Here is an 8,259-nt window from a genome sequence, read left to right on the forward strand (position 1 = left end):
ACTAAAATTTCGTATTGACAAGACCGCGGCTCGACACCAAAGTCGTTGAAATACAGCCGCATAGCGACGGGGGACAACCAGGTCCCGGAGCACATGCGCGTGCATTTCGAGGGGGAGGAGTCCGCTTGAAGAGCCACAAATCCACATCCCCAGACATCGTCCATGCCGGACGCAGACGTTCCCCGTAGACGCGTCACGCCCACACGGATCCGCCCCTTCTCCTGCCACGTCGGCCCGCGGAAGCGCGGCCGTCTCCAACCTTTCAAATCCTCGAGCCAGAACTGGAAACATCATGACGGAACTCTCCAAGAGCCGTTTCGCAGCGCTTCGCCGCAAGATGGCCAAAAGCGATGTCGGCCTCGTCGCACTCGCACCCGGATCGCACATGGACTGGCTGATCGGCTACCATCCGCATCCGGACGAGCGCCCCTGCCTGCTCCTGATCGGCCCGGAGAAGGAAGCCTTCCTGATGCCGGCGCTTAACGCCGAAGGCACCCGCGAGCACACCGACATCGCCTTCCACAACTGGGCGGATGACGTCGGCCCGGCTGAAGCCCTGGCGGCGGCCCTCGCCGATGTCGGCGCGCAAGCCCCCGGCCGCGTCGTGCTCGACGAGACCATGCGCGCCGATTTCGCGCTGTTGCTGATCGATGCGCTGCCGGAGGATACCGCCCGCGAATTCACGCCAGCAACGCTTGGTGCCCTGCGCATGCGCAAGGATAAAAGCGAATATGCGCTGTTGAAGATGAATGCCGGCATTGCCGATCGCGCCATGCAGGCGGCGTTTTCGAAAATCCGCCCGGGCATGACCGAGAAGGAACTGGCCGCCGAGATCCGCGGGCACTTCGCGTCCGAAGGTGCTGCACCGGCGTTCTGGATCGTCGGGGCCGGCGGTAATGGCGCGTTCCCGCATCATTCGGCAAGCGAACGGGTGATCGAGGAAGGCGATGCCGTCGTCATCGATATCGGCGGCCGCAAGCAGGGTTTTCCGAGCGACATCACCCGCATGGCGATCGTCGGCCGCGCGCCTGAGGGATACGGCCAGATCCACACCATCGTCGAACGGGCCGTGCAGGCGGCGCTGAAGGCGGCCCGTCCGGGCGTGCTCGCCAAGGAAGTCGATGCCGCCGCCCGCAAGGTGATCTCCGATGCAGGTTACGGCGAATACTTCGTCCACCGCACCGGCCACGGCATGGGCATCGACGGCCACGAACCGCCCTATATCACCGCGACCTCGGAAACCGTGCTCGAAGAAGGCATGGTCTTCTCGATCGAGCCCGGCATCTATCTGCCCGGCCGCTTCGGCATTCGGCTCGAGGACATCGTCATCCTGCGTGAGGACGGGCCGGAGGTTCTCTCGTCCCTCCCCCGCGACGTTCACGTCGCCACGCTCTGATCAAGGTCTGATTGGCCAACCAAAGTCTGATCAATGCTGCGGCGCCTTCGGGCGCCGCTTCTCTTTGTCCGGTTCGCTTGGCACCGCAGCAGCGCCTATGGCGTCGGTTGCTTGCGCGGTTTCGTCCTGTTGCCGGCAGAACCATCCTTACCGGGTCGTTGCCTGTAGGCGGGCTCCCGTTGTTCGACCGGTGGCCAGATCCAGTAGTAGCCATAGGGCTTGCGCTGGATCCCCTCGTAATATTCGCCCTTTCTGGTGCGCATCTGCGCTTCCGCATCGCCCGCAACAGCCATCAAGGCAAAGAACGCGCCGACCACGGCGCCGGCGAACACAAATCCTGATTTCAGCATCTTCAAGCTCCTTGCCCCCTGTCTACGCCTGCCGGCGTCCGGGTCAACCGGCACGGAGCTTTTTAAGTTCTCGCTTGACCACCCCCTTTACCTTGATCATATTGATCAGATGTCAGACCAATTTGGCACCGAGGGGGAGGCTGAATGACTGAACAAGCCAGAGCCGCGCTTCTGCCATTGCCGCCCGCCGACCGGGCGCAGCAGGTCATTGCGGCGCTCGCCGACTACGTCCAGCATTCAGGCCTGAAACCGGGCGACCGTCTGCCGGCAGAACGCGAACTGATGACGGCGCTGGCCGTCGGTCGCTCCACCATCCGCGAAGTCATCCGCCACTTCCAGGCGCTCGGTGTCGTCGAGGCGCGAAAGGGTAGCGGCACCTATCTCCTGCGCACGATCTCCGGCGCCACCGTCCATATGCCGCTGACGCTTGACACCGCGCACTTACGCGACGTGCTGCTGATGACGCTCGAGGTTCGCCGCGGCATCGAGGTCGAGGCCAACATGGTCGCGGCCCGCCGGCGCACCGACGACGACCTGAAGGTGATCGAAATCAAGCTCAACGAGATGGAGCGGGTGCATATCGCTAAGGGCACGTCGGGCCCGGAAGACCTCGCCTTTCACCTGGCAATCTACGACGCCACCCACAATCCGCTCTTCCGGCAGCTTCTCGAGCAGATGCGCGAAGCCTTCGAACGCTTCTGGGACCACCCTTTCGACCGCACGGACTTCGCCCGTCGCTCTTTCCCCTTCCACCGCACCCTCTTCAACGCGATCGCCGCTCAGGACCCTGACACCGCGCGCGAAGAAACACTGAAAATCCTCGCGATCGTCGAGGAAGACATCAAGGAAATGTCCAAATGACCAACGGCCTCGATCCGTTCGACCATGCCTCGCTGATCGTCGCACATGACGAAGGCCACGCCTTCGATGCCGTCGTGCCGCCGATCGTGCAGACCTCGCTCTTCACCTTCAAGGATTACGACGACATGGTCGCGTCCTACAAAGGCGAACGCGTGCGGCCGATCTATACCCGCGGCCTCAACCCGACGGTGCGCATGTTCGAGGAGATGCTGGCGAAACTCGAAGGCGGCGAGGACGCGATCGGGTTTGCGAGCGGCATGTCGGCGATCTCCTCCACCGTGCTCTCCTTCGTCGAGCCGGGCGACCGCATCGTCGCCGTCAACCATGTCTATCCCGACGCCTTCCGCCTGTTCGGGACGCACCTGAAGCGCATGAAGATCGAGGTGACCTATGTCGACGGGCGCGACGAGGAGGCGGTCGCCAAGGCGCTGCCCGGCGCCAAGCTCTTCTACATGGAAAGCCCGACGAGCTGGGTGATGGACACTCACGACGTCGCTTCCCTCGCCCGCCTTGCCAAGGACCAGGGCATCATCACCGCGATCGACAATAGCTGGGCAAGCCCGATCTTCCAGCAGCCGATCGCACTCGGCGTCGATCTCGTCATTCATTCGGCCTCCAAATATCTCGGCGGCCACTCGGACGTCGTCGCCGGTGTCGTCACCGGCTCGAAGGAACTGATCGGCCGCATCCGCTCGGAGGCCTATCCCTATCTCGGCGGCAAGCTTTCGCCTTTCGATGCCTGGCTCCTGATCCGCGGCCTGCGCACTTTGCCGATCCGCATGAAGTCGCATGAACGCTCGGCGCTCGAAGTCGCGCGGCGGCTGCAGGCCCATCCGCTGGTCGAAAAAGTCTGCCACCCCGGGCTCGGCAATACGCTGCCACCGGGCCTTTCCGGCACGTCCGGCCTCTTCTCCTTCATCTTCCGCGAGGGCGTCGACGTCAGGCGCTTCGCCGATCATCTCGAACTCTTCAAGCTCGGCGTTTCCTGGGGCGGACATGAAAGCCTCATCGTGCCGGGCGAAGTCGTGCTGTCGCAGAAAGCCCAGCCCAATTCCGCGGCCGCCTTCGGCATCTCGCCGCGGTCGGTACGGCTCCATGTCGGCCTGGAGGGAACGGAGGCCCTCTGGAGCGATCTCGAAGCGGCGCTCGCCGTCGCTTCGACTGACTGACAGGAGCGGGACGACAATCCCGCTTCTCCCCACTTTGAACCAAACCAACGAAGAAAAGAGGGAACAGAAATGAAGAAACTGATCACTGCCACGCTTCTCGCCACGCTCATGGCCGGAAGCGCGCTTGCCGACACCAAGCTGAAGCTGGTCGAGGTCATCACCAGCCCCGAGCGCACCGAGACGCTGAAGTCGATCGTCGCCAAGTTCGAGGCCGCCAACCCCGGCACGACCGTCGAGATCATCTCGCTTCCCTGGGGCGAAGCCTTCCAGAAATTCGCCACCATGGTTTCGGCCGGCGAGCTGCCTGACGTGATGGAAATGCCCGACACCTGGCTGTCGCTCTATGCCAACAACGGCATGCTCGAAAGCCTCGAGCCTTACCTCGCCAAGTGGGAACACACGGGCGGGCTGACGGAGCGCGCGCTCGAACTCGGCCGCGATATCAACGACACCGCCTATATGCTGCCCTATGGCTTCTACCTGCGCGCGATGTTCTACAACAAGAAGCTGTTGTCGGAGGCAGGCGTCAGCGAGCCGCCGAAGACCATGGACGATTTCGTCAAGGCGTCCGAAGCTGTCTCGAAGCTTCCGGGCAAGTCCGGCTACTGCCTGCGCGGCGGTCCGGGCGGTCTCAACGGCTGGGTGATGTTCGGCGCCACCATGGCCGGCAGCAACACCTTCTTCAACGAGGACGGCACCTCGACGATGAACAGCGAAGGCTGGGTCAAGGGCCTCACCTGGGTGATCGACCTCTACAAGAAGGGGCTGGCTCCGAAGGATAGCGTCAACTGGGGCTTCAACGAAATCGTCGCCGGTTTCTATAGCGGCACCTGCGCCTTCCTCGACCAGGATCCGGACGCGTTGATCGCGATCGCCGAGCGGATGAAGTCGGAAGACTTCGGCGTCACCACCATGCCGAAGGGCCCGAGCGGCAAGGCGTTTACCACCATCGGCTTTGCCGGCTGGTCGATGCTGTCGGCAAGCCAGAACAAGGATCTCTCCTGGAAGCTGATCGAGACGCTCGAGGGGCCGGAAGGCAACATCGAGTGGAACAAGCGCACCGGCGCACTGCCAGTGCACAAGTCGGCCGAGAAGGATCCATTCTACGCAAGCCCGCAGTTCAAGGGCTGGTTCGACGAGCTCGCCGACAAGGACGTCGTCCTGACGGTCATGCCGACCTACCTGGAAGAATTCGCCTTCTTCAAGGATTCGCTCGCCATCAAGACGACCCAGGAAGCGCTGCTCGGCGACATCGCACCGCAGGAACTCGCCGACCAGTGGGCCGACTACCTCACCAAGGCGCAGCAGAAGTTCCTCGCCAGCAAGAAGTAAGCCTTCGGCCGGCGGTGGCTTGCTGCCGCCGGCCCTCTTGATCTCAAGCGGAATGACGTGTGCGCGGTCTCCGTCCGCATCCCGCTCCGACTGACGAAACGAGGTACGCCCTAAAAAACCGGCGACCGCACAGGGGAAATTTCGATCGATGGCCTATGTCGCCCGCCAAAGCGGCCTGCCGGCAAGCAGGACGCCGCTGAAAAAGCGCATCGCCGATGGCGCCGCACCCTATCTCTACAGCGCGCCGGCGCTGATCCTGATCGTCACCGTGATGCTGGTGCCGCTGGTGCTCGGCGTTTCCTACGCCTTCCGCGACATCCAGCTCTTGAACCCGTTTTCCGGCGCCTATATCGGGCTCGATCATTTCCGGGCGCTGTCCGAGGACCAGGCCTTCTACCGGGCGCTGCGCAACACACTCTGGTGGACCGGCGCGTCGGTGTTCTTCCAGTTCATCTTCGGTCTGATCCTCGCGCTGTTGCTCGACAAACCCTTCTACGGCCGAGGCCTTGCCCAGGCGCTTGTCTTCCTGCCGTGGGCGGTGCCGAGCTTCCTTGCCGGCCTCAATTGGGCGTGGCTGTTCAACCCGGTCGTCGGACCCCTGCCGCACTGGTTCTACGCACTTGGCCTCATGAGCGAGCCGTCCAATATCCTGTCAGACCCGCAGCTTGCCATGTGGGGGCCGATCATCGCCAATGTCTGGTGGGGCATACCCTTCTTCGCGATCACGCTGCTTGCCGCCCTCCAGGCGATCCCGCGCGACCTCTATGAGGCCGCCAGCATCGACGGCGCCGGACCGGTCCAGCGCTTTATGTCGATCACGCTGCCGTTCCTGGCGCCGACCATCGCCATCACCATTCTCTTGCGCACCGTCTGGATCTCCAACTTCGCCGACCTGATCATCGTCATGACCAATGGCGGGCCGGCCGACCGCACCCAGATCGTCGCCAGCTACATCTTCACCCAGGCCTTCAAGCGGCTGGATTTCGGTTACGCCTCAGCGATCGCGCTCGTGCTTCTGGCCCTGCTGCTCGCCTATTCGATGCTGATCGTCATCCTGCGGCAATGGCTTCTGAGCAAGGATTGAACCGATGCGCGCCAAACTCTTCCTCACCATCGCGCACCGGCTGGCCATCCTCGCCTATATCGCCTTTGCGCTGTTCCCGCTCTACTGGCTCCTGAAGGTCGCCGTCACCCCGAACGACCTGCTCTACTCCGAAGGCATCCGGATGTGGCCGTCGCGCGCGAGCCTCGAACATTTCGATTTCGTGCTGCGCCACAGCGCCTTTCCGGTGTTCTTCAAGAACAGCCTGATCGTCGCCGGCTCGACCGCCGTCATCGTCACGATCCTTGCCTCGCTCTCCGGCTACGCGCTGTCGCGCTTCAATTTCCGCGGCAAGTACTGGCTGGTGGCACTGATGCTCCTGACGCAGATGTTCCCGCTGGTCATGCTGGTGGCGCCGATCTTCAAGATCCTGTCGCCGCTCGGGCTCACCAACAGCCTCACCGGCCTCGTCATCGTCTACACCGCCTTCAACGTGCCCTTCGCCACCTTCCTGATGCAGTCTTTCTTCGACGGCATTCCGAAGGATCTGGAGGAAGCGGCAATGATCGACGGCGCCACCCAGTTCGTCGCCTTCCGCCAGATCATCCTGCCGCTGACGCTTCCGGGCATCGCCGCCACGCTCGGCTTCGTCTTTACCGCCGCCTGGAGCGAACTTCTGTTTTCGCTGATGCTGATCTCCGGCAACGACCAGGCAACCTTCCCTGTCGGGCTTCTGTCCTTCGTGTCGAAGTTCTCGGTCGACTTCGGGCAGATGATGGCGGCCGGCGTGCTCGCGCTCATCCCCGCCTGCCTCTTTTTCCTGCTCATTCAACGCTATCTCGTCCAGGGCCTCACGGCCGGCGCGGTCAAAGGCTGAGGATTGTTCCCATGGCTTCCATCGATATCGCCAACATCCAGAAATCCTACGGCATCCACCCAGTCCTGCACGATGTGGACCTGAAGATCGGCGACGGCGAGTTCGTCGTGCTCGTCGGCCCCTCCGGCTGCGGCAAGTCCACGCTGCTGCGCATGATCGCAGGCCTCGAAAGCGTCACCTCGGGCGAAATCCGCATTGCCGGAAAACGCGTCAACGAGCTGGCGCCGAAGGACCGCGACATCGCCATGGTGTTCCAGTCCTATGCGCTCTACCCGCACATGTCGGTCGCCAAGAACATGAGCTACAGCCTGAGGCTCCGGAAAACTGCCAAGGAGAAGATCGCAAGCGTCGTCTCGGGGGCTGCCGCCAAGCTCGGCCTCGATCCGTTGCTCGAACGGCGCCCGCGCGCGCTTTCAGGCGGCCAGCGCCAGCGCGTCGCCATGGGCCGCGCCATTGTGCGCGAACCCAAGGCGTTTCTCTTCGACGAGCCGCTGTCGAACCTCGACGCGCGCCTGCGCGAGCAGATGCGCGCCGAAATCAAGAAGCTGCACAAGGACCTCGGCGCCACCTCGATCTACGTCACTCATGACCAGATCGAGGCGATGACGCTCGCCGACCGCATCGTCGCCATGAACGGCGGCTTCGTGCAGCAGGTCGGCAGCCCGCTCGATCTCTACGACCGCCCGGCCAATCTCTTCGTCGCCGGTTTCATCGGCTCGCCCGGCATGAACTTCTTCGAAGGCACCTACCGCGACGGCACCGCCCCACGCTTCGAGACGGAAGGCGGCGTCACTATTCCCGCGCAGCAACATCCTGCCTTGTCCGAGGGCTCCCGCGCGACGCTCGGCATCCGCCCGGAACATGTCGAAATCGGCGCCGAGGGACCGGACGCGCTTCAGGCCAATGTCGATCTCGTCGAGCCCACAGGTTTCGGCATCATCCTGCACTTGTCCTTCGGTCGCGCCGGCTTCAAGGCCTTCACCAACGACCGCCGGTTCCTCAACGCTTCGGGCACGCTTCCCGTGCGCCTGCCGGTCGAGCGGCTGCACTTCTTCAACGCCGAGGGCAATCGCGTCTGACCGTGCGACAAGATCATTGGTGAAAATTTAGGCGCAGCCGGCGACCTGTCGGCTGCGCCGGTTGACTTCCACAAAGCGAGGCGTACCGTCGTCGTGTCGCAAGTATCAACCGCCGTGGCGCCAACTTAAGAGAAGCAAGCACCGCCAAAACGA

General features: G+C 63.2%; 8 protein-coding genes. 7 read left to right on the forward strand and 1 reads right to left on the reverse strand.

Translation table 11 applies throughout. The annotated features are described in order from the left end of the window. Nucleotides 1-292 precede the first annotated feature (292 nt). The gene (locus VGO04_RS21425; protein WP_327497968.1) at nt 293-1,396 is read left to right on the forward strand and encodes an aminopeptidase P family protein; all 1,104 of its coding nucleotides are present in this window, start codon (nt 293-295) and stop codon (nt 1,394-1,396) included. A 95-nt stretch (nt 1,397-1,491) separates the two neighbouring features. Here VGO04_RS21425 and VGO04_RS21430 read toward each other — a convergent pair whose 3' ends face one another. After that, a complete protein-coding gene (locus VGO04_RS21430; protein WP_327497969.1) occupies nt 1,492-1,746 on the reverse strand; it encodes a hypothetical protein in 255 nt (84 codons plus the stop codon). A gap of 144 nt (nt 1,747-1,890) precedes the next feature. Here VGO04_RS21430 and VGO04_RS21435 point away from each other — a divergent pair, with 144 nt between their 5' ends. The 6 genes from VGO04_RS21435 to VGO04_RS21460 all read left to right on the forward strand — a co-directional run bounded on the left by VGO04_RS21435 (nt 1,891) and on the right by VGO04_RS21460 (nt 8,106). Then, on the forward strand, nt 1,891-2,607 hold the full coding sequence (locus tag VGO04_RS21435; protein WP_327497970.1) for a FadR/GntR family transcriptional regulator: 717 nt from the start codon (nt 1,891-1,893) through the stop codon (nt 2,605-2,607). Continuing rightward, the gene (locus VGO04_RS21440) at nt 2,604-3,776 is read left to right on the forward strand and encodes a PLP-dependent transferase (protein WP_327497971.1); all 1,173 of its coding nucleotides are present in this window, start codon (nt 2,604-2,606) and stop codon (nt 3,774-3,776) included. The genes VGO04_RS21435 and VGO04_RS21440 overlap by 4 nt, the downstream gene beginning before the upstream one ends. A 69-nt stretch (nt 3,777-3,845) precedes the next feature. Continuing rightward, nucleotides 3,846-5,108, forward strand: coding sequence for a sugar ABC transporter substrate-binding protein (locus VGO04_RS21445; RefSeq protein WP_327497972.1), 1,263 nt, complete (start codon nt 3,846-3,848; stop codon nt 5,106-5,108). Nucleotides 5,109-5,256: 148 nt separating this feature from the next. After that, nucleotides 5,257-6,192 carry a sugar ABC transporter permease gene (locus VGO04_RS21450; RefSeq protein WP_327497973.1) on the forward strand — a complete coding sequence of 312 codons (936 nt, stop codon included), beginning with the start codon at nt 5,257-5,259 and terminating at the stop codon, nt 6,190-6,192. A gap of 4 nt (nt 6,193-6,196) precedes the next feature. Further along, nucleotides 6,197-7,027, forward strand: coding sequence for a carbohydrate ABC transporter permease (locus VGO04_RS21455; protein WP_327497974.1), 831 nt, complete (start codon nt 6,197-6,199; stop codon nt 7,025-7,027). A gap of 11 nt (nt 7,028-7,038) precedes the next feature. Continuing rightward, entirely contained in the window at nt 7,039-8,106 is a 1,068-nt protein-coding gene (locus tag VGO04_RS21460; RefSeq protein WP_327497975.1) for a sn-glycerol-3-phosphate ABC transporter ATP-binding protein UgpC, read from the forward strand. The last annotated feature ends 153 nt before the right edge of the window (nt 8,107-8,259 follow it).

This window comes from Ensifer sp. (genome assembly GCF_035999185.1).
Lineage (GTDB): Bacteria > Pseudomonadota > Alphaproteobacteria > Rhizobiales > Rhizobiaceae > Ensifer.